We start from the raw sequence: 20,305 nt of genomic DNA, 5'->3' as shown, positions 1-20,305 counted from the left end.
CGGGCCGACGCGGCGCCGTGGCCACCGGCGTCTTGACGCCGACGGTGCGGTGCTCCGTTCGATGCCGGCGGTGTGGGGCTCCGTCGGCGCGGTGCCCTCGTCACGCGGTCGGCGTACGGCCTTGATCACTCCCGCCGACCGGCGGACCGTCTCCGGAAGGGCGTACCTCCTGAGTCCTGGCGCCGTCCGCCCCGCGGGCGACCCGGCCGGCCTGCGGGGTCACCCTTCACGCCTCGCGTCGATCTCGGCGATGAGGGCCTCGACGCGGGCCTTGATCTCGTCGCGGATGGGGCGGACGGCTTCGACGCCCTGCCCGGCCGGGTCGTCCAGCTTCCAGTCGAGGTAGCGCTTGCCGGGGAAGACCGGGCAGGCGTCGCCGCAGCCCATGGTGATGACGTGGTCGGACGCCTGGACGGCCTCGGTCGTGAGGACCTTGGGCTGCTGGTCGGCGATGTCGATGCCGGCCTCCCGCATCGCCTCGACCGCGGCCGGGTTGACCTGGTCCGCGGGCAGGGAGCCGGCGGAGCGGACCTCGATCCGGTCGCCCGCGAGGTGGGAGAGGAAGCCGGCGGCCATCTGCGAACGCCCGGCGTTGTGGATGCAGACGAACAGCACGGAGGCGAGCGGGCCGGAGGGCATCGGTTCTTCCTTCGTCAGTGGATCAGCCCAGGCTGGTATCAGCCAGGAATGATGTGAAAGTATCAGTCCATGCTGACGTCGGTCGACCCTGATCTGTTGCGGGTTCTCGCGGACCCGCTCCGCCTCCGGATCATCACCCTGCTCGCCAGGGAGACGCTCTGCACGACGCACCTGATCGAGGAGACGGGGGCCAAGCAGACCAACCTCTCCAACCATCTGAAGGTGCTGCGCGAGGCGGGGGTCGTGGAGACGGAGCCGTGCGGCCGGTTCACCTACTACCGGCTCAAGCCCGACGTCATCGCCTCGCTCGCCGGTCGGTTCGCCGACCTCGCGGAGACCGCGCGTGCCACCGCCGAGAACGACATGAAGCGGTCCTGCCCCTGATCACCCGCCTTGACGGCGACCTGCACCGAGGAGTTCCTGTTGACCGCCACCGAGGCCACCCGGCACGGCAGGACAGGGCGATCCCCCGTAGCCCCCGCCGCCGAGCCGCGGCCCGCTCCGGGCGCGACCCCGCCCCGGCGTCCTCCGCTGCTCGCCAAGGTTGCCGCCGAACTGATCGGCACGGCGGCGCTCGTCGCGATCGTGGTCGGCTCCGGCATCCAGGCCACGGAACTGACCAGGGACGTGGGGCTGCAGCTGCTCGCCAACTCCACGGCCACCGTCTTCGGGCTCGGCGTCCTGATCACCCTGTTCGGCCCGGTCTCCGGTGCGCACTTCAACCCGGCCGTCACCCTGGCCGAGTGGTGGACGGCGCGGCGCGGCGGCCCCGGCGTCACGTCGCGCGAGGCGGCGGCATACGTCCCCGCTCAGATCGCCGGGGCGATCACGGGCTCGGTCCTGGCCGACGCGATGTTCGGCGAACCGCTGGTGAAGTGGTCCACCCACGACCGGTCGGCCGGCCACCTGCTGCTGGGCGAGGTCGTCGCGACCGCCGGGCTGATCCTGCTGATCTTCGGCCTGGCCCGCACCGACCGCCTGCGCTTCGCCCCCGTGGCGGTGGCGTCGTACATCGGCGCCGCGTACTGGTTCACCTCGTCCACGTCCTTCGCGAACCCGGCGGTGACCATCGGCCGCGCCTTCACCGACACCTTCGCCGGCATCGCCCCCGCGTCGGTCGCGGGGTTCATCGCCATGCAGCTCGCCGGAGCCGTGGTCGGACTGGCGCTGGTGGCGCTCGTCTTCATGCCCGGCCGGGAAGCCGCCGAATGACGCGGACAGCTCCGGTCGTGGTGATCGGTGGTGGCCAGTCCGGGCTTGCCGCCGGCTACCACCTTCGCCGGCTGGGCGTCGACTTCGTCGTCCTCGACGCCCAGACCGCTCCGGGAGGTGCCTGGCAGCACGCCTGGGACTCCCTTCGCCTGTTCTCCCCGGCCGCGTACTCCTCTCTGCCCGGCCGTCTCATGCCGCCGCAGAACGGCGCGGCCCACCCCGACGCGCAGCACGTGGTGGAGTACCTCGCCGACTACGAGAAGCGGTACGGGTTGCCCGTCGAGCGGCCCGTACGCGTCCTCGGCATCCACCGGGACGGCCGGCTCCTGCGGGTGGAGACCGACTCCGGCACCTGGCAGGCGGCAGCGGTGATCAGTGCCGCCGGCACCTGGTGGCGCCCCTTCCTGCCCGCGGCCGCGGGCCGCGGAGACTTCGGCGGCCGTCAGCTGCACACCGTCGACTACCGGCGCCCCCAGGACTTCGCCGGCCGCCGCGTGATCGTGGTCGGCGGCGGCAATTCCGGCGCCCAGATCGCCGCCGACCTCGCCCACGACAGCGAGCTGACCTGGGTGACGCGGCGCCCACCCCGTTTCCTGCCCGACGACATCGACGGCCGGGCTCTGTTCGACGTGGCCACCGCCCGCCGCCGTGCCCTCGACGAGGGACGCACGGACACGGGCGGCGTCGCCTCGCTCGGGGACATCGTCGCCGTACCGCCCGTCCGGGAAGCCCGCGACCGGGGCCTGCTCAGGTCGACACCGATGTTCACGCGGCTCACCCCCACCGGGGCCGAATGGGCCGACGGTACGCGCGCCGAGGCGGACGCGGTCATCTGGTGCACCGGCTTCCGGCCGGCGCTGTCCCACCTGGCACCGCTGCGGCTGCGGGACCGCCACGGCCACATCGCCGTCGAGGGCACGCGTGCGGTGGGCGAGCCGCGCCTGCACCTGCTCGGTTACGGCGACTGGACCGGCCCGGCCTCGGCCACGCTGATCGGGGTCGGGCGGCCGGCTCGGGAAGCCGCTCGTGAAATCGCCGCCTCGCTCGGGTAGGCGCCACGTCGCCGAGGTGTCGTACGTCCTGCCGCGCCACGACGAGCCGCACCAGCAGGCGGGCCTGGCGGACCGGACGGCGACGCTCGGTGTGCTGCTCACTCCCCGTACTGACGGGACGCGTCCGCGGGACACCACCCTGCTGCGCACGCAGGGAGACAACCGGCTCACGCCGGAAGAGGCGAAGCGGTGCCCGGCGCTCTGGAACCCGCAGGGCGCCGAGGTCCCCGGCACGTGAGCGGACGGGTCAGTCGACGACCGGACTACGGCGCTCGACCAGGACGACGTCGCGCCAGCGGCCGTGGTGGCGCCCGATGCGCTCGCGGGTGCCGATGACGCGGAATCCGGCCCGTCGGTGCAGGGCGATGCTGGCGGTGTTCTCGGGGAAGATGCCGGACTGGACGGTCCAGATCCCGGCCGCTTCGGTGGAGCCGATCAGCGCCTTGAGCAAGGTGGAGGCCACCCCGCGACCGCGGGCGTCGGGACGCACGTACACGGAGTGCTCGACGACACCCGCATAGGCGCAGCGGTCGGAGACCTCGGTGGCGGCCACCCAGCCGAGCACGACCTCACGCTCGTCCAGGGCGACGAAGCGGTGCCCGGGCAGCTTCGCGGCGTCGAACGCCGGCCAGGTCGGGGCAGCCGTCTCGAAGGTGGCGTCGCCCTCGTCGATTCCGGCCTGGTAGATCGCCAGGACCTCTTCGGCGTGCACGGTGGCCATCGGCGCGACGGTCACGCCGGTCAGGCCGCTCACGGCGTACTCCCCGGCCGCGGTCGGGCCGCGGTCGGCGCGATGGTCAGCAGCCTGCCCATGGCGGCCAGTACGGATGGCTCGACCCGGTAGTACACCCAGGTGCCGCGCCGCTCGGAGGTCAGCAGGCCGGCCTCCTTGAGCTTCTTCAGGTGGTGGGAGACGGTCGGCTGGGAGACGCCGACGTCGGAGATGTCGCACACGCACGCCTCGCCGCCCTCGTGCGAGGCCACCGCGGAGAAGAGCCGCAGCCGCACCGGGTCGCCCAGCGCCTTGAACATCCGCGCGGCCGTCTCGGCCTCGTCCGCCGTGAAAGGGCGCTCGGTGAGCGGCGGGCAGCACGGCGCCACGGCGTCGGAGCCGGGCTCGACCAGCGGCAGCACCTTGGTGTTCGACATACATCTATGTTGACACATGTCGAACCAGGCGGGCGAGGGGTCCCGGTCGACGAGCGGAAGCGGCGGGGAACGCACACTTCGATAAATGTCTATGTTGACGCTTGTCGAATCAAGTGTCATGCTGGCCGCACAAGTCATCGACAAACGTCGAATCAAAGGGGAGACCGTGAACGCGCCCGCCACCGGCCAGTTGCCCGTCGTCGTCATCGGCGCAGGCCCCGTCGGCCTCGCCGCCGCCGCCCACCTCGTCGGGCGCGGACTCGAACCGCTGGTCCTCGAGGCGGGCCCCGCCGCGGGCACCGCCGTGCGCGACTGGGCGCACGTGCGGCTGTTCTCCCCGTGGGCCGAGGTCACCGACCCGGCCGCCGAGAAGCTTCTCGCCCCGACCGGCTGGGTCCGCCCCGACGACGGCACCTGCCCCACCGGCGGTGACTGGGCCGAGCAGTACCTGCAGCCGCTCGCCGATGTCCTCGGGGACAAGGTCCGCTACGGCGCCACCGTGACGGGCGTCGCCCGCGCCGGCCGGGACCGCGTGGTCGACGCCGACCGCGACGAGCAGCCCTTCACCGTGCACGTCGAGCAGGCCGACGGCCGTGAGGAGCGGATCGGCGCGCGAGCCGTCATCGACGCTTCCGGCACCTGGTCGCTCCCCGGTCCGATCGGCGCCGACGGCCTGCCCGCCCTCGGCGAGAAGGCGGCGGCCGACCGCATCTCCTACCGCGTCCCCGACCTGCGGGACCCGGCGGTCCGCGCCCGGTACGCGGGCAGGCGCACCGCCGTCATCGGATCCGGCGCCTCCGCCTTCACCGCGCTGGCCCACCTCGCCGACCTGGCCGAGCAGGAGCCCGGCACGCACGCGGCATGGGTCCTGCGGCGCGGCATCGGCGCGAACACCTTCGGCGGCGGCGAGGCCGATCAGCTCCCCGCCCGAGGCGCCCTGGGCCTGCGTGCCGAGGCGGCCGTCGAGGACGGCCGCGCGAGCGCGGTGACCGGCTTCCGTGCACAGGCTGTGGAACGGGACGGTGACCGGCTGGTCCTGGTCGCCGAGGACGGCCGCCGCCTCGACCCGGTCGACGAGGTCGTCGTGCTGACCGGCTTCCGCCCCGACCTGTCGTTCCTGTCCGAGGTCCGCCTCGGCCTCGACGAACGCCTCCAGGCCCCGGCCGCGCTGGCCCCGCTGATCGACCCGAACGTCCACTCCTGCGGCACCGTCCACCCGCACGGCGTCAACGAGCTCGCCCACCCCGAGCAGGACCTCCACCTGGTCGGCATGAAGTCTTACGGCCGCGCCCCCACGTTCCTCGCGCTGACCGGCTACGAGCAGGTCCGCTCCATCGCCGCCGCGCTCGCCGGCGACCGCGACGCCGCCGAGCGCGTCGAGCTGACCCTGCCGGAGACCGGCGTGTGCGGCGGCGCCGGCCTCTACGACGCCCCCGACACGGCCGCCCAGGGTGGCGAAGGCGGCGGCGGCTGCTGCGGCGCCCCGTCCACCCTCCAGATCGGCATCGTCACGCCGGCCGCCACCTCCGGCGGCTGCTGAACTCCTCACCCGTCCAAGGAGATACGCCATGTCCCGCGTACAGCTCGCCCTCCGCGTCCCCGACCTCGACGCCTCCGTCGCCTTCTACAGCAAGCTGTTCGGCACCGAACCCGCCAAACTCCGCGACGGCTACGCCAACTTCGCCATCACCGAGCCCCCGCTCAAGCTCGTCCTCATCGAAGGCACCGCGGAAGAGGCCACCCGGCTGGACCACCTCGGCGTCGAGGTCGGATCCACCGAGTCCGTCCACGCCGCGGCCACCCGCCTGAGCGAGGCCGGCCTGACCACCGCCGAGGAAGCGGACACCACCTGCTGCTACGCCCTCCAGGACAAGGTCTGGGTGCACGGCCCCGGCCAGGAGCCCTGGGAGGTGTACGTCGTCAAGGCCGACGCCGGCACTCTCACGAAGCAGCAGGGCAGCAGCTGCTGCACCGACCCGGGCGCCGCGGACACGAAGGAACCTGTCGCTGCGGGTGGCTGCTGCTGATCAGGCCCATGACCCACCTCCACCCCGGCGGGGCCGTGACCGGTACGGGGGGCCGGTCACGGCCGCGCGGCGCCCTGCCGGCCCTCTGCCTCACTCGCGTGCGCCGGCCGCCTGAAGGCCCCTCCTGGCACATGACGAGGGCGGGGTCCGAAAACCCCGCCCGCTATCCGAGAAACCCCGGCTCAGGGCCACACCAGGCAATAAGGCTGGTGCCCCGCCTCGTGCAGCCGGTGCGAGAAGTCCTGCCACTCGTGCAGCAGCTGGTACACGTTGAACGCGTCCCGCGGGCCGCCCCGGTCCGGGACCGTCGACCAGATGAAGGCGGCCGCGCCGACCGCTTCCTCGCCGATGTCGCGGAGGGGGTCGACGACCGTCATGGGGAGCTTGACGACGGCGTAGTCGGGGTGCAGGACCACGAGTTCCAGCGGGGGCACCTTGTGCAGGGGGACGCCCTCGATGCCGGTGAGGACCATCGCGGCCATCGTCTCCGGCTTGATCTTGGTGAACATCCCGTTCATGCCGAGTTCGTCGCCGCCGAGCTCCTCGGGGCGCATCGAGATCGGGACCCGGGCCGCGGTCGCGCCGTCCGGTGCGCCGAAGTACTTGTACGTCACCCCCACCCGACCACCCTTCCCGCTCCCCGCCCGGAGCGGGTCGACCGTACGGTCGAGCCGCTCGGACTCACCCGGTACCTCGGGCACACCCGGGACGCCCCGCGTCCGACGTGCCTCGTCGGCCTCCTCCGCGTCGCGTCGGTGCCTTCCCCGCCGGGCACGTCGAGGACCCCGGTCATCAGTCCCCTCGCCCAGTCCGCCACCGCGATGCATATCTCCACCCGACTGCTTTTCTGGGACGCGCAGGCCCCGCCGCGCAACCCGATCATCGTGTCAGTGACCTCCCCCACGGCCGCACGCCGAAACGTGCGGTGAAACACCTGTCCGCAGGATCTTCGCAGCCCCTCGACACGCCGTCGCTGTGAGCTACGTCTATCAGGCTCAGTCCGTTTCAGTTTCGCAGATGAAGAAGGTCGCGGAAGTGGCCTGTCCGGTCCGCGCGGGTACGGCACACGCCCCGCTGCCCTTCGGCGCCGCTGGCCTACCCTGAGGAGGTCACTGGCAACCGGAGTCCGAGAAGTCGGAGAAGTCGCAGGTCATGAGCGAACTGCCCTATTCATACGAAGCGCCTGCCTCACAGGCGCTGTTCGACCGTGCGGCCGTCGTCACGCCGGGCGGCGTGAACTCCCCGGTGCGCGCCTTCCGCGCCGTCGGCGGCACGCCCCGGTTCATGGTGTCCGGCACCGGCCCGTACCTCACGGACGCGGACGGCCGGGAGTACGTCGACCTCGTCTGCTCCTGGGGTCCCATGATCCTCGGGCACTCGCACCCCGAGGTGATCGCCGCCGTCCAGGAAGCCGTCGCGCGCGGCACGTCCTTCGGCACGCCCGGTGAGGGCGAGGTCACGCTGGCCGAGGAGATCGTCGCGCGGGTCGAGCCCGTCGAGCAGGTGCGGCTGGTCTCCAGCGGGACGGAGGCCACGATGTCGGCCATCCGGCTCGCCCGCGGCTTCACCCGGCGCTCCAAGGTGATCAAGTTCGCCGGCTGCTACCACGGTCACGTCGACTCGCTGCTCGCCGCCGCCGGTTCCGGCGTCGCCACCTTCGCCCTGCCGGACACGCCCGGTGTCACCGGCGCCCAGGCCGGCGACACCATCGTCCTGCCGTACAACGACCTGGAGGCCGTGCAGGAGGCCTTCCACCGGCACCCCGGCGAGATCGCCTGCGTCATCACCGAGGCCTCGCCGGGCAACATGGGCGTGGTCCCGCCGCTGCCCGGGTTCAACCAGGGCCTCAAGGACGCCTGCCAGAACAACGGCGCCCTCTACATCTCCGACGAGGTCATGACCGGGTTCCGGACCAGCCGGGCCGGATGGTTCGGGATCGACGGGGTCAGGCCCGACCTGATGACCTTCGGCAAGGTCATGGGCGGCGGCTTCCCGGCCGCGGCGTTCGGCGGCCGCGCCGACGTGATGGCGCACCTCGCGCCCGCCGGGCCCGTCTACCAGGCCGGCACCCTCTCCGGGAACCCGGTCGCCACCGCCGCCGGCATCGCCCAGCTCCGGCTCCTCGACGACGCCGCGTACGCGAGGCTCGACGCGGTGTCCGGGCAGATCCAGGCGCTGGTGTCGGAGGCCCTGTCCAAGGAGGGCGTCGCGCACACGCTGCAGAGCGCCTCCAACATGTTCTCCGTCTTCTTCACGGACCGGCCCGTCCGCGACTACGAGGACGCCAAGGCGCAGGAGTCGTTCCGCTTCACCGCCTTCTTCCACTCGCTGCTGGCGAACGGCGTCTACCTGCCGCCCTCGTCCTACGAGTCCTGGTTCGTGTCCACGGCCCACGACGAACGGGCCGTCCAGCGCATCGCCGACGCCCTCCCGGCGGCGGCCCGAGCGGCTGCGGAGGCCAGCGCGTGAGCACCGGCAACACCACCGGCACCGGTACCGGCAACCCCACCGGCAACGGCGAGGACCTGACCGTCGTCCACCTGATGCGGCACGGCGAGGTCGCCAACCCGGACGGCATCCTCTACGGCCGCCTCGCCGGCTACCACCTCTCCGACCTGGGCCGGCGGATGGCGGAACGGGTCGCCGAGCACCTCGCCCCCCGCGACGTGACGTACGTCTGCGCCTCCCCGCTGGAGCGGGCGCAGGAGACGGCCGGCCCGATCGCCAAGGCGCACGGGCTCGACCTCGCCACCGACGCCCGGCTCATCGAGGCCGACAACGTCTTCCAGGGCAAGACCTTCGGCGTCGGCGACGGGGCGCTGCGCCGGCCGGAGAACTGGAAGCACGTCTACAACCCGTTCAAGCCGTCCTGGGGCGAGCCGTACGTCGACCAGGTGGTGCGCATGATGGGCGCGCTGGACGCGGCGAAGGACAGGGCCCGCGGGCACGAGGCGGTGCTGGTCAGCCACCAGCTGCCGATCTGGATCGTGCGGTCCTACGTCGAGCGGCGGCGGCTGTGGCACGACCCGCGCAAGCGGCAGTGCACGCTCGCCTCGCTGACGTCGTTCACGTACCGGGGCGACACGATCGTGTCCGTCGGCTACTCCGAGCCCGCCCGCGACCTGGTGCCGCCCCACCTGCTGGCCGGCGCCAAGCCGGTCAAGGGGAAGGGCAAGGCCTTCGGGGCGTGAGCCGCTGCCCCCGATCACCGGTGTCCCCCGATCGCCGGTGATCCCCCGATCGCCGTCGGCCGTCCTCGATCGCCGTCGGCCGTCCTCGACCGTCGGCGGTCCTCGGCGGTCGCCGTCCGGTGATCATTCGAGCACTGTTACGGAATGCGCACACGTGAGCGGAACCTCCCCGTTCGACGTGTCCTCTGAGTGGGTGACCACCGGAGCACGCGACGAACGGGGACGCCATGCGCACTCTCACCCGCAGGGGAGCACTAGGACTGGGTGCGGGGGCCGCGGCCGCCGCCGGACTCGCGGGCTGCGGCCTCACGTCGTCGGACGACCCGGGCCCCGGCGACGGTTCCGGCGGGGCGGGCAAGGGGGGTACGGCCTCCCCGAAGCCCACGGCCACCGCCCGCCCGATCGGTGACGGCTCCACCTCCTTCACGGGCGAGCAGCCGCACCAGCCGGCCGCGCCCGAGCCGCTGGAGCCGGGCCAGGAACCGCCCCAGTTCGTCGTCTTCTCCTGGGACGGGGCGGGCGAGGTCGGCAACGGTCTCTTCCCGCGCTTCCTGGACCTGGCCAAGGAGCACGGCGCGGCCATGACCTTCTTCCTCTCCGGGCTCTACCTGCTGCCCGAGTCGAAGAAGCGGCTCTACGACCCGCCCAACAACCCCCGCGGCGCCTCCGACATCGGCTACCTCACCGACGACCACGTCAGGGCGACGCTGGTCAACGTGCGCCGCGCCTGGCTGGAGGGGCACGAGATCGGCACCCACTTCAACGGGCACTTCTGCGCCGGCTCCGGGTCGGTCGGCAACTGGAGCGGGCGCCAGTGGCGCGACGAGATCGACCAGGCCAAGTCGTTCGTGAAGCAGTGGCGCACCAACACCGGGTGGACCGACCTGCCCGCGCTCCCCTTCGACTACGACAAGGAACTCGTCGGCGGCCGCACGCCCTGCCTCCTCGGCCAGGACAACCTGCTGCCCACCGCCCGCTCCCTCGGCTGGCGCTACGACGCCTCCTCACCGGGCGGCCGCCAGGTCTGGCCCGACAAGAAGCAGGGCCTGTGGGACCTGCCGCTGCAGCAGATACCGTTCCCCGGACGCGGCTTCGAGGTCCTGTCGATGGACTACAACATGCTCGCCAACCAGTCGGTCAACTCCACCAAGGCGCCCAGCCACAACTACCCGGGCTGGCGGCGGCAGTCGGCCCAGGCGTACATCCAGGGATTCAAGCGGGCGTTCGAGACGAACCGCGCGCCCTTCTTCGTCGGCAACCACTTCGAGCAGTGGAACGGCGGCATCTACATGGACGCCGTCGAGGAGGCCTTCAAGCACATCGCGCGCGAGAAGGAGAAGGGCGCGGACGTGCGCCTGGTCTCCTTCCGGCAGTTCGTCGACTGGATCGACGTGCAGAAGCCGGAGGTGCTCGCCAGGCTGCGCACGCTGGACGTCGGACAGAAGCCGGCCGGCGGCTGGAAGGAGTTCCTCGCGGCCGCCCCGAGTGCCTCCGCCGGCACCCCGTCGGGCCCCGCGTCCGCTGCCTGAAATGCGGTTTTCCCCCCGCAAGGGGGGTGCGCAAGATCCCCGGAACGGGCATGCGAAACTTTTCACATGAGTGCCGCCAGCCGCACCCCCCTGTCTGTCGCCGTCGCAGCCGCCACGGCGCTGCTGTTGTCCGCGTGCACCTCCGGAGGCACCTCCGGAGGGGGCGGTGACACCAACTTCGTCATGGGCAAGAACGGCATCTCGACCGTCGAGAAGGGCGAGCGGACCGCCGCCCCCGACCTGTCGGGCAAGACCGTCGACGGCAAGCAGCTCGACGTCGCCTCCTACAAGGGCAGCGTCGTCGTCCTGAACGTGTGGGGATCCTGGTGCGCGCCCTGCCGCGCCGAGGCGCCGGGCTTCCAGAAGGTCTCCACCGACCTCAAGGCCCGGGGCGTGCGGTTCGTCGGCATCAACACCCGCGACACCAGCACCTCCAACGCCCTCGCCTTCGAGAAGGAGCAGGGCGTCACCTATCCCAGCCTGTACGACCCGACCGGCAAGCTGATGCTCCGCTTCGAGAAGGGCACGCTCAACCCGCAGGCGATCCCCTCCACGCTCGTCCTCGACCGGGACGGGAAGATCGCGGCCCGCTCGCTGGCCGCCCTCAGCGAGGAGAAGCTGCGCGCGATGATCGACCCGGTCCTCGCGGAGAAGTGACGTGAGCACCGTCACGATGCTCGCCGCGGACGGCTACAACGGCACCGTGCTCAACGGAGCCCTGCTGGTCGCCCTGCCCGTCGCGCTGCTCGGCGGACTCGTCTCCTTCTTCTCCCCGTGCGTCCTGCCGCTCGTCCCGGGCTACCTGTCCTACGTCACCGGCGTCGCCGGCACCGACCTGGCCGAGGCCCGGCGTGGCCGGATGGTCGCCGGCGCCTCCCTCTTCGTGGCCGGCTTCACGGCCGTGTTCGTCTCCAGCGGCGCCCTCTTCGGCTACTTCGGCGACACGCTCCAGGCCAACAAGGGCGTCCTGTCCAAGGTGCTGGGCGTGCTCATGATCCTCATGGGCGTCTTCTTCATGGGGCTGATGCCCTGGATGACCCAGCGGGAGTTCCGCTTCCACCGGCGTCCGGTGGCCGGACTCGTCGGCGCCCCGCTGCTCGGCGCGCTGTTCGGCATCGGCTGGACGCCGTGCATCGGCCCGACCCTGGCGTCCGTGCTGACGCTCTCCTCCCAGCAGGGCAGCGCGGGCCGCGGCGCCCTGCTCACCGTCGCCTACTGCCTCGGCCTCGGGATGCCCTTCGTGCTCGCCGCGGTCGCCTTCCGTAAGGCGCTCGGCGCCTTCGCCCGGGTCAAGCGGCACTATGTCTGGGTGATGCGGATCGGCGGCTCGATGATGATCGTGACCGGTCTGCTGCTGCTGACCGGCGCCTGGGACCACCTGGTGCAGGACCTCCAGTCCTGGTCCACCGGCTTCACTGTGGGGATCTGATCCATGAGCAAGACCACCGCCGGCGAACCCGTGGACGCCGCCGCACCGCAGGACCAGGACCTCGGCGCGGCCGGCTCCCGGCTGTCCACCGCGCCCACCGAGTCGCTCGGCGGCGTCCCGGCCATGGGCGTCATCGGCTGGGCCCGCTGGTTCTGGCGGCAGCTGACGTCGATGCGGGTCGCCCTGCTGCTGCTCCTGCTGCTGGCGCTCGGCGCGATCCCCGGCTCGCTGATCCCGCAGACCGGTACCGACGCCACGAAGGTCGCCGACTTCCGCCGGACGCACGAGACCCTCGCGCCGCTCTACGACAAGCTGGGCCTCTTCCACGTCTACGGCTCGGTGTGGTTCTCCGCCGTCTACATCCTGCTGTTCGTCTCCCTCATCGGCTGCATCGTGCCCCGCACCTGGCAGTTCGTGGGTCAGCTGCGCGGCCGCCCGCCGGGCGCGCCCAAGCGGCTGACCCGGCTGCCCGCGTACACGACGTGGCGCACGGAGGCCGAGCCGGAGCAGGTGCGGGAGGCCGCGCTCGCCCTGCTGAAGAAGCGCCGGTTCCGCGCGCACCTCGCCGGGGACGCGGTCGCGGCCGAGAAGGGCTACCTGCGCGAGGTCGGCAACCTCGCCTTCCACATCGCCCTCATCGTGATGCTGACCGCCTTCGCCTGGGGCCAGTTGTTCAAGATGGAGGGCAACAAACTGGTCCTGGAGGGCGACGGCTTCTCCAACACCCTCACCCAGTACGACGACTTCAAGTCCGGCACCCTCTTCGACGCCGACGACCTGGCGCCGTTCAGCTTCACCCTGAAGGACTTCACCGGCACCTACGAGGTCTCCGGGCCCAACAAGGGCACCCCGCGCACCTACCAGGCCGCCCTCACCTACAGCGAGGGCGCGTACGGCAAGGACAAGAAGACCACCGTCAAGGTCAACCACCCGCTGGAGATCGGCGGCTCGAAGGTCTACCTCACCGCCCACGGGTACGCCCCCGTCGTCACCGTCAGGGACGGCAGGGGAAAGGTGGTCTACCACGACGCCGTACCGCTGCTGCCGCTCGACTCCAACGTCACCTCCTCCGGCGTGGTCAAGGTCTACGACGGCTACCGCGACGCCAGGGGCGTCAAGGAACAGCTCGCCTTCCAGGCCTTCCTCCTGCCCAGCTACGCCGAGGGCAACGAGGTCTCCTCCGCCTTCCCGGCCCTGCTGAACCCCGTGCTGAACCTGATGCCGTACCACGGCGACCTCGGCGTCGACTCGGGCATCCCGCAGAGCGTCTACCAGCTCGACAAGCGGAACATGAAGCCGTTCAAGGACGTCAAGGACCTCCAGCTGCGGGACAACCTCAAGCCCGGCGAGACCATGACCCTGCCGAACGGCGCCGGCTCGATCACCTACGACGGCACCAAGGAGTGGGCGAACTTCCAGGTCACCCAGCAGCCCGGCAGCGGCTGGGCGCTGGCCGGCGCGGTCGCCGCGATCCTCGGCCTGGCCGGCTCCCTGTTCATCCAGCGCCGCCGGGTGTGGGTGCGGGCGGTGCGGGGCGCCGACGGCGTCACGGTCGTCGAGATGGCCGGCCTCGGCCGCAGCGAGTCCGCGAAGGTCCCCGAGGAACTGGGCGACCTCGCCGGGATCCTCTACGACAGCGCCCCCGGAGCGCCCGAGGACACCGGCACCCCCCGAACACCCGACACCCCCGATTCCCGAGCCGTACCTGCCGAAGGGTCTGAGAAGTGACTCTCGCCGCCGCACCCGACCTCGCCGGCGCGGTGAACCTCGCCGCCGCCACCAACGAGAACCTCGCGAACATCAGCAACACGCTGATCTACTCCGCGATGGCCGTCTACACCCTGGCCTTCTTCGCGTACATCGCCGAATGGACCTTCGGCGGCCGCAGCAAGGTCGGCCGCACCGCCGCCGCGCTCACCGACCGGGCCCCGGCCGGGGGGGCGGCCCCGGCCGTCACCGTCAGGAAGGCCGGCGGCACCGCCGTGCTGGAGCGGCCGAAGGTCGTGGTGCGGGCCGCGGCCGGCGCCCGCGAGGTGCCCGACGGGCCGGGCGCGCACGGCGGCGACGAACAGGGCGACCTCTACGGCCGGATCGCCGTCTCCCTCACCGCGCTCGCCTTCCTCATCGAGTTCGGCGGGGTGCTCGCCCGCGCGCTCTCGGTGCAGCGGGCGCCGTGGGGCAACATGTACGAGTTCAACATCACCTTCTCCACGGTGGCCGTCGGCGTGTACCTGGCGCTGCTGGCGCTGCGGAAGAACGTGCGCTGGCTCGGGCTGTTCCTGATCACCTCGGTCCTGCTCGACCTGGGCCTCGCGGTCACCGTCCTGTACACGGCGAGCGACCAGCTCGTCCCCGCCCTGCACTCGTACTGGCTGTACATCCACGTCTCCACCGCGATCTTCTGCGGCGCGGTGTTCTACGTCGGCGCGGTCTCCACGATCCTGTACCTCTTCAAGGACTCCTACGAGAACAAGCTGGCGGGCGGCGGCACGCCCGGCAGGCTCGCCAACTCGGTCCTCGACCGGCTGCCCGCCGCGGCGACCCTCGACAAGTTCGCCTACCGCGTCAACGCGGCCGTCTTCCCGCTGTGGACGTTCACGATCATCGCGGGCGCGATCTGGGCGGGCGACGCCTGGGGCCGCTACTGGGGCTGGGACCCCAAGGAGACCTGGTCCTTCATCACCTGGGTCGCCTACGCCGGCTACCTGCACGCCCGCGCCACCGCCGGCTGGAAGGGCCGCAAGGCCGCCTACCTCGCACTGGCCGCCTTCGGCTGCTGGCTGTTCAACTACTACGGCGTCAACATCTTCGTCTCCGGCAAGCACTCCTACGCCGACGTCGGCCTGGGCGTGCTGCGGTCGGCCGGGTTCTGAGCCCCCGCGCGGCCGGCGGAGCGGGCCGGCCGCGCGCCCAAGCCGTGCGGAAGCGGTTCCCGGGGGTCACCCTGGTGTCATGACCGGTTCCATCGACCAGGGCTTCAGCCAGACCCACGGGAACACGCACATCCTGCACTTCCTGGTGCGGCTCCCGCGGCCGGCGGAGGCGGTCTGGCCCGCCCTCGCCACCGCCGAGGGCCTCTCCGGCTGGTTCGGCGCCGTCGACGTCCTCGAACCCCGGCTGGGCGGCGTGATCGGCCTGCCCGGCCTGGGCGCCGGGCAGGTCACCGCCTGGGACGTGGAGCGGGTCGCCGAGTACACGGTGGAGAGCGGCGGCCGGATGCGTTTCCACCTGGAGCACGACGACGGCGGCGGCACCGCCCTGCGCTTCACCCACGAGTTCCAGGGCGAGGGCGAGACGGAGTCCCGCTGGCGCGCCCGCTTCGAACAACTGATCCAGCGGGTGGAGCGGGTGCCGTAGGGCCGGCCGGGCCACGGCGGGCCCGCCCTCACGCGCCGATGTCCTCGTTCCACAGGGCCGGGTTCGCGGCGACGAAGTCGCGCATCATGGTGACGCACCCGGGGTCGTCCAGGAGCACGATCTCCACGCCCTGCGCGGCGAGCCAGTCGTGGCCGCCGTGGAAGGTGACCGCCTCGCCGATCACGACCCGCGAGATGCCGAACTGGCGGACCAGCCCGGAGCAGTACCAGCACGGCGAGAGCGTGGTGACCATCGTCGTCCCGCGGTACGTCCGCTGCCGTCCCGCCGCGCGGAACGCCGCCGTCTCCGCGTGCGCCGAGGGGTCGCCGTCCTGCACGCGCCGGTTGTGGCCGCGGCCGAGCAGCGTCCCGTCGGGACCGTGGAGCGCGGCGCCGATCGGGATGCCGCCCTCGGCGAGCCCGGTCCGGGCCTCCTCGACGGCACCGGCGAGCCAGGCGCGGGCGGTCGCCTCGTCCAGGGGGGTCGACCTCGTCATGGAGCCTCCTTCCGCCCGCGGTGAGGTTCCCCGATCTGATCCAGGCTGAACCTAGGAGGCGGGGCCCCGGTCGTCGTCGGGCCTGCCCTTGTCGTCCTTGTCGGTGTCGTCGAGCGACTTCAGGAAGTCGGGGTTGTCGTCCGGGGCGATCCACCGCCGCTGCTGCGGGCGGCCGCCGCGGACGCCGGACCAGCCCTCGGCGGCGGGACTGCGCCGCTTGCCCGCGACGAGCCACGAGATCGAACCGACGAGCGGGAACAGCAGGACGAGGATCGCCCACAGCGGCTTGGGCATGTGGCGGATGTCGTCGTCCTTCGTGCTGATGCAGTCGATGAACGCGTAGACGCTCAGCGCCAGCGGCACCAGGAACATCAGTACCCGCAGCATGGGGTCTCTCCAGCGCAGAGGGCGGCGGGGCCACCAGGACGGGCCCCAGGTACGGGGCCAGGGTAGCCCCTCGGGGATACTTGACCGCATGGCTTACGACGATCTTCGTTCCCTGCTCAGGGCGCTGGAGCGCGAGGGCGACCTCAAGCGCATCAAGGCCGAGGTGGACCCGTACCTGGAGGTCGGGGAGATCGTCGACCGGGTCCAGAAGTCCGGCGGCCCTGCCCTCCTCTTCGAGAACGTGAAGGGCTCGGCGATGCCCCTCGCGATGAACGTGTTCGGCACCGACCGCCGCCTGCTGAAGGCCCTCGGGCTGACGTCGTACGCGGAGATCTCGGACCGGATCGGCGGGCTGCTCAAGCCCGAGCTGCCGCACGGCTTCGTCGGGATCCGCGAGGCGTTCGGCAAGCTCGGCGCGATGACGCACGTCCCGCCGAAGAAGGTGAAGGACGGCCCCGTGCAGGAGGTCGTCCTGCGCGGCGACGAGGTGGACCTGGAGCGGCTGCCGGCGCTGTTCACCTGGCCGCGGGACGGCGGCTCGTTCTTCAACCTGGGGCTGACCCACACCAAGGACCCGGAGACCGGGGTCCGCAACCTCGGGCTCTACCGCCTCCAGCGCCACGACCGGCACACCATCGGCATGCACTGGCAGATCCACAAGGACAGCCGCAACCACTACCAGGTCGCCGCGCGCCGGGGCGAGCGGCTGCCCGTCGCGATCGCCTTCGGCTGCCCGCCGGCCGTCACGTACGCCTCCACCGCGCCGCTGCCCGGCGACATCGACGAGTACTTCCTCGCCGGGTTCCTCCAGGGCAGGCGCATCGAGATGGTCGACTGCAAGACGGTCCCGCTCCAGGTCCCGGCGCAGGCGGAGGTCGTGCTGGAGGGCTGGCTGGAGCCGGGCGAGACGCTCCCGGAGGGCCCGTTCGGCGACCACACCGGCTTCTACACGCCGCAGGAGCCGTTCCCGGCGCTGACGATCGACTGCGTGACGATGCGCAGGAAACCGCTGCTCCAGTCGATCGTGGTGGGCCGCCCGCCGACCGAGGACGGCCCGCTGGGCCGCGCGACGGAGCGGTTCTTCCTCCCGCTCCTCAAGATCATCGTCCCGGACATCGTGGACTACCACCTGCCCGAGGCCGGCGGCTTCCACAACTGCGCGATCGTCTCGATCGACAAGAAGTACCCCAAGCACGCGCAGAAGGTCATGCACGCGGTCTGGGGTGCCCACATGATGTCCCTGACCAAGCTGATCGTGGTCGTCGACGCCGACTGCGACGTCCACGACCTGCACGAGGTCGCCTGGCGGGCGCTGGGCAACACGGACTACGCCCGCGACCTGTCCGTCGTCGAGGGCCCCGTCGACCACCTCGACCACGCCTCCTACCAGCAGTTCTGGGGCGGCAAGGCGGGCATCGACGCGACGCGCAAGTGGCCCGAGGAGGGCTACACCCGCGACGGCGGCTGGCCGGAGATGGTCCTGTCGGACCCGGAGACGTCCGAACGGGTCACGCGGCGCTGGAAGGAGTACGGACTGTGAGCTCGGCATCCGCCGCGATCCCGCGTCCGGGACGCACGAAGGCCTTCCTGCGCCTGGTGATGATCGAGCACTCGGTCTTCGCGCTGCCCTTCGCCTACATCGCCGCGCTGACCGCGATGTTCGAGCTGGACGGGAACATCCACTGGGGCCGGCTGCTGCTGGTCACGGTCTGCATGGTGGGCCTGCGCACCTTCGCCATGGCGGTCAACCGCATCATCGACCGCGAGATCGACGCGCGGAACCCGCGCACCGCCCAGCGGGAACTCGTCACCGGCGCGATGTCGGTGAAGCACGCCTGGACGGGCGCGCTGATCGCCCTGGTGGTCTTCCTGGGCTCGGCGGCCCTGCTGAACCCGCTCTGCCTGGCCCTGGCCCCGGTCGCCGTGATCCCGATGGTGGTCTACCCCTACGGGAAGCGCTTCACGGACTTCCCGCAGGCCATCCTCGGTCTCGCGCAGGCGATGGGTCCGATCGGCGGCTGGCTGGCCATCACGGGCGAGTGGTCCTGGGACGCGGTGATCCTGGGCCTGGCCGTCGGCGTCTGGATCGGCGGCTTCGACCTGATCTACGCCTGCCAGGACGTCGAGACCGACCGCGAGATCGGCGTCAGGTCGGTCCCGGCCCGCTTCGGCATCCCCGCCGCCATCCGGGGCGCCCGCGCCTGCCACGCCGTCACGACGGCCCTGTTCGTCTGGTACGCCCTCGCCACCGGCGCCGGCGCCTTCTTCTGGCTGGGCCTGCTGATCGTCGCCGGCGCGTTCGTCTACGAGCACACCCTCGTCCGCCCGCACGATCTGTCCCGTCTGAACAGGGCGTTCTTCTCCACGAACGGCTTCATCGGCATCAGCCTCTTCGTGTGCGCGCTGATCGACCTGCTGGTGCGCGGCCTCACGGTCTAGTCCGGACCGGACCAAGGGGCCGGTCCGGTCCGTACCACCGTCCCGTTCGCCGGTACGCTCAAGGTGTGAACGCAGGAGAAACGCAGCGCGTGCCTTGGATCGTGGGGGTGTCCGGGGCGTCCGGGACGCCGTATGCCGCCGCCGTGCTGCGCGCGCTGCTCGCCGGGGGCGAGAGCGTCGACCTGGTCGTCAGCCGGGCCTCGCGGCTCACGCTGCTCGACGAGACGGGGATCTCCTTCCGGGACGCGCACTGGCGGGACGACCTGCGGGAGTGGCTCGCGCGGGGCGCCGACGGCAAGCCGGACGCCTTCGACGTCGACGTCGACGGGGACGCCGTGCGGTACTGGGCCGCGGGCGACCTGGCGGCGGGGCCGTCGTCGGGGTCGTACCCGGCGAAGGGGATGCTGATCGTGCCCGCCTCGACGGCCTGTGTCGCGGGCGTCGCGCTGGGGCTGTCCAAGGACCTCCTCCAGCGGGTGGCGAGCGTGACGCTCAAGGAGCGCCGCACGCTCGTCGTCGCCGTCCGGGAGACCCCGCTGAACGGGCAGACGCTGCGGCACCTCGTCGCCCTGGACGACGCGGGCGCGAGCGTCGTGCCCGCCTCCCCGGCCTTCTACGCGGGCGCCACCCACATCCAGGACCTGGTCGACTTCGTCGCCGGCCGGGTCCTCGACGCGGCGGGCGCGGGGCACGGCCTCTACCGCCGGTGGCAGGGCGAACTCGGCGGCGCCCGCCCCGCCTGAGCCGCGCCGGAGAACAGCGCCACACGTACCACCACCTCCCACGACTCCTGTAACTCTTCAGACTTCTCAGACCTCTCAGATCTCTCAGACCTCTTCATCGGAAGGCTCGATCGCATGGACGCGGTGGACAGGCAGCTCATCCAGGCCCTGAGGGAGAACGGCCGGGCCTCGTACGCAGAGCTGGGGCGTCTCGTCGGCCTGTCGGGACCCAGCGTCACCGACCGCATCAACCGGCTGGAGGCGGCCGGCGTCATCACGGGCTACCGGGCCACGGTGAACGCCGCCTCGCTCGGCCTGGGCGTCACCGCCCTCATCGGCATCTCCCTCTCCGACGCCGCCGACCACGAGGACGTGGCCGCGCGGATGAAGGACCTCGGCGAGATCGAGGACTGCTGGTTCATCGCCGGCGACGACTCGTTCATGCTCAAGGTGCGGGCGAACGACGTCGACGGGCTGGAGCGGATCATCCGCCGGCTGTCGGGGACGAAGGGCGTCTCCCGGACCCGTACGACCATCGTGCTCTCCACCAAGTGGGAGAACCGGGTGGGAGAGCTTCCGGAAGAGGTCTGACGGCCGGGTCCGGCGGCCGGGTCCGGGGATCGGGTCCACGGGTCGGGTCCGGCGGCCCGGTCCGGCGGTGCCGGGGCGTACGGTT

Annotated in this window: 24 protein-coding genes; 18 read left to right on the top strand and 6 right to left on the bottom strand. The window is 71.8% G+C overall.

Features of this window, described 5'->3' with window-relative positions; all coding sequences use genetic code 11:
* Nucleotides 1-219: 219 nt before the first annotated feature.
* Nucleotides 220-639, bottom strand: coding sequence for an arsenate reductase ArsC (locus ACF09K_RS28695; protein WP_392248075.1), 420 nt, complete (start codon nt 637-639; stop codon nt 220-222).
* A gap of 69 nt (nt 640-708) precedes the next feature.
* Between ACF09K_RS28695 and ACF09K_RS28690 the strand changes: the two genes are divergently transcribed.
* Genes ACF09K_RS28690 through ACF09K_RS28675 form a run of 4 tightly spaced genes read left to right on the top strand, consistent with a single transcriptional unit; the run spans nt 709 to nt 3,141 of the window.
* Nucleotides 709-1,023 (top strand): ArsR/SmtB family transcription factor, encoded by a 315-nt coding sequence (locus tag ACF09K_RS28690; protein WP_392248074.1) that lies wholly within the window; start codon nt 709-711, stop codon nt 1,021-1,023.
* 39 nt (nt 1,024-1,062) lie between these two features.
* Nucleotides 1,063-1,851 (top strand): aquaporin, encoded by a 789-nt coding sequence (locus ACF09K_RS28685; RefSeq protein WP_392248073.1) that lies wholly within the window; start codon nt 1,063-1,065, stop codon nt 1,849-1,851.
* Entirely contained in the window at nt 1,848-2,903 is a 1,056-nt protein-coding gene (locus ACF09K_RS28680; protein WP_392248071.1) for an ArsO family NAD(P)H-dependent flavin-containing monooxygenase, read from the top strand. The genes ACF09K_RS28685 and ACF09K_RS28680 overlap by 4 nt, the downstream gene beginning before the upstream one ends.
* A gap of 16 nt (nt 2,904-2,919) precedes the next feature.
* A complete protein-coding gene (locus ACF09K_RS28675) occupies nt 2,920-3,141 on the top strand; it encodes a hypothetical protein (protein WP_392248069.1) in 222 nt (73 codons plus the stop codon).
* Between the two features lie 9 nt (nt 3,142-3,150).
* On the opposite strand, the gene ACF09K_RS28670 is transcribed toward ACF09K_RS28675, so the two are convergent.
* The gene (locus ACF09K_RS28670) at nt 3,151-3,624 is read right to left on the bottom strand and encodes a GNAT family N-acetyltransferase (RefSeq protein WP_392248180.1); all 474 of its coding nucleotides are present in this window, start codon (nt 3,622-3,624) and stop codon (nt 3,151-3,153) included.
* 29 nt (nt 3,625-3,653) lie between these two features.
* Nucleotides 3,654-4,052 carry an ArsR/SmtB family transcription factor gene (locus ACF09K_RS28665; protein ID WP_392248066.1) on the bottom strand — a complete coding sequence of 133 codons (399 nt, stop codon included), beginning with the start codon at nt 4,050-4,052 and terminating at the stop codon, nt 3,654-3,656.
* A gap of 166 nt (nt 4,053-4,218) precedes the next feature.
* On the opposite strand from ACF09K_RS28665, the gene ACF09K_RS28660 reads away from it, so the two are divergent.
* Together ACF09K_RS28660 and ACF09K_RS28655 are read left to right on the top strand one after the other, a co-directional pair.
* Complete coding sequence (locus ACF09K_RS28660; RefSeq protein WP_392248064.1) at nt 4,219-5,592, top strand: FAD-dependent oxidoreductase; 1,374 nt, start codon at nt 4,219-4,221, stop codon at nt 5,590-5,592.
* 28 nt (nt 5,593-5,620) lie between these two features.
* Nucleotides 5,621-6,079, top strand: coding sequence for an ArsI/CadI family heavy metal resistance metalloenzyme (locus ACF09K_RS28655; protein WP_392248062.1), 459 nt, complete (start codon nt 5,621-5,623; stop codon nt 6,077-6,079).
* A gap of 182 nt (nt 6,080-6,261) precedes the next feature.
* Here ACF09K_RS28655 and ACF09K_RS28650 read toward each other — a convergent pair whose 3' ends face one another.
* Nucleotides 6,262-6,699 (bottom strand): hypothetical protein, encoded by a 438-nt coding sequence (locus ACF09K_RS28650; RefSeq protein ID WP_010353923.1) that lies wholly within the window; start codon nt 6,697-6,699, stop codon nt 6,262-6,264.
* Between the two features lie 532 nt (nt 6,700-7,231).
* On the opposite strand from ACF09K_RS28650, the gene hemL reads away from it, so the two are divergent.
* From hemL to ACF09K_RS28610, 8 genes are all read left to right on the top strand, one after another.
* Nucleotides 7,232-8,548, top strand: coding sequence for a glutamate-1-semialdehyde 2,1-aminomutase (gene hemL / locus ACF09K_RS28645; protein ID WP_392248060.1), 1,317 nt, complete (start codon nt 7,232-7,234; stop codon nt 8,546-8,548).
* 74 nt (nt 8,549-8,622) lie between these two features.
* On the top strand, nt 8,623-9,270 hold the full coding sequence (locus ACF09K_RS28640) for a histidine phosphatase family protein (RefSeq protein ID WP_392248178.1): 648 nt from the start codon (nt 8,623-8,625) through the stop codon (nt 9,268-9,270).
* A 227-nt stretch (nt 9,271-9,497) separates the two neighbouring features.
* A complete protein-coding gene (locus ACF09K_RS28635; protein ID WP_392248058.1) occupies nt 9,498-10,799 on the top strand; it encodes a hypothetical protein in 1,302 nt (433 codons plus the stop codon).
* A 66-nt stretch (nt 10,800-10,865) separates the two neighbouring features.
* Nucleotides 10,866-11,456, top strand: coding sequence for a TlpA family protein disulfide reductase (locus tag ACF09K_RS28630; RefSeq protein ID WP_392248056.1), 591 nt, complete (start codon nt 10,866-10,868; stop codon nt 11,454-11,456).
* 1 nt (nt 11,457) lies between these two features.
* Nucleotides 11,458-12,228 (top strand): cytochrome c biogenesis CcdA family protein, encoded by a 771-nt coding sequence (locus ACF09K_RS28625; protein ID WP_392248054.1) that lies wholly within the window; start codon nt 11,458-11,460, stop codon nt 12,226-12,228.
* 3 nt (nt 12,229-12,231) lie between these two features.
* Entirely contained in the window at nt 12,232-13,956 is a 1,725-nt protein-coding gene (locus tag ACF09K_RS28620) for a cytochrome c biogenesis protein ResB (protein WP_392248052.1), read from the top strand.
* A 32-nt stretch (nt 13,957-13,988) separates the two neighbouring features.
* Nucleotides 13,989-15,101, top strand: coding sequence for a c-type cytochrome biogenesis protein CcsB (gene ccsB / locus ACF09K_RS28615; RefSeq protein ID WP_392248176.1), 1,113 nt, complete (start codon nt 13,989-13,991; stop codon nt 15,099-15,101).
* A gap of 79 nt (nt 15,102-15,180) precedes the next feature.
* Nucleotides 15,181-15,585 carry an SRPBCC domain-containing protein gene (locus ACF09K_RS28610; protein ID WP_392248050.1) on the top strand — a complete coding sequence of 135 codons (405 nt, stop codon included), beginning with the start codon at nt 15,181-15,183 and terminating at the stop codon, nt 15,583-15,585.
* A gap of 28 nt (nt 15,586-15,613) precedes the next feature.
* Here ACF09K_RS28610 and ACF09K_RS28605 read toward each other — a convergent pair whose 3' ends face one another.
* Nucleotides 15,614-16,081, bottom strand: coding sequence for a nucleoside deaminase (locus ACF09K_RS28605; RefSeq protein ID WP_392248048.1), 468 nt, complete (start codon nt 16,079-16,081; stop codon nt 15,614-15,616).
* A gap of 51 nt (nt 16,082-16,132) precedes the next feature.
* On the bottom strand, nt 16,133-16,468 hold the full coding sequence (locus tag ACF09K_RS28600) for a PLD nuclease N-terminal domain-containing protein (protein WP_392248046.1): 336 nt from the start codon (nt 16,466-16,468) through the stop codon (nt 16,133-16,135).
* A gap of 88 nt (nt 16,469-16,556) precedes the next feature.
* On the opposite strand from ACF09K_RS28600, the gene ACF09K_RS28595 reads away from it, so the two are divergent.
* The 4 genes from ACF09K_RS28595 (at nt 16,557) to ACF09K_RS28580 (ending at nt 20,220) form a co-directional block, all read left to right on the top strand.
* Nucleotides 16,557-18,008, top strand: a complete 1,452-nt coding sequence (locus ACF09K_RS28595; protein ID WP_392248044.1) for a menaquinone biosynthesis decarboxylase — start codon at nt 16,557-16,559, stop codon at nt 18,006-18,008.
* Nucleotides 18,005-18,907 carry a menaquinone biosynthesis prenyltransferase MqnP gene (mqnP, locus tag ACF09K_RS28590; protein WP_392248042.1) on the top strand — a complete coding sequence of 301 codons (903 nt, stop codon included), beginning with the start codon at nt 18,005-18,007 and terminating at the stop codon, nt 18,905-18,907. The genes ACF09K_RS28595 and mqnP overlap by 4 nt, the downstream gene beginning before the upstream one ends.
* A gap of 89 nt (nt 18,908-18,996) precedes the next feature.
* Nucleotides 18,997-19,650 (top strand): UbiX family flavin prenyltransferase, encoded by a 654-nt coding sequence (locus ACF09K_RS28585; protein WP_392248174.1) that lies wholly within the window; start codon nt 18,997-18,999, stop codon nt 19,648-19,650.
* Nucleotides 19,651-19,764: 114 nt separating this feature from the next.
* Nucleotides 19,765-20,220, top strand: a complete 456-nt coding sequence (locus ACF09K_RS28580; RefSeq protein WP_363088921.1) for an Lrp/AsnC family transcriptional regulator — start codon at nt 19,765-19,767, stop codon at nt 20,218-20,220.
* Nucleotides 20,221-20,305: the final 85 nt, after the last annotated feature.

The sequence above is a fragment of the Streptomyces sp. NPDC014882 genome (assembly GCF_043081325.1).
Taxonomy (GTDB): domain Bacteria; phylum Actinomycetota; class Actinomycetes; order Streptomycetales; family Streptomycetaceae; genus Streptomyces.
Note: the sequence above shows the minus strand (reverse complement) of the source record. Positions and strands in the feature narration are given on the sequence as shown.